1 protein-coding gene is annotated in these 223 nt (G+C 52.5%); it reads left to right on the top strand.

The window, feature by feature from the left end; all coding sequences use genetic code 11:
- Positions 1 to 223 (top strand): autotransporter-associated beta strand repeat-containing protein (locus ICN47_RS12835; protein WP_216220300.1); only part of this gene is annotated, 223 nt, incomplete at both ends.

Raw genomic sequence — 223 nt, 5'->3', positions numbered from 1 at the left:
ACCTTAACTGCCCATGCGATTACCTTAGCTAGCAGTAGCGCCATCTCGATTACCAATAGTGGTGCTGGTTCGATTGACGGCATCATCGCAGGTACAGGTGTTACTCTGACAAAAGCAGGAGTAGGTACTTTAACCCTAGGCAACGCCACCACCAACAGCACCTACAGCGGTGGCACGACTGTCAATGGCGGTACCCTCAAAGCGGGTTCAAGCTTCCAGCCAT

It is taken from the genome of Polynucleobacter sp. AP-Latsch-80-C2, from assembly GCF_018882185.1.
Classification (GTDB): Bacteria; Pseudomonadota; Gammaproteobacteria; order Burkholderiales; family Burkholderiaceae; genus Polynucleobacter.
This window is presented reverse-complemented; position numbering and strand designations above follow the sequence as displayed.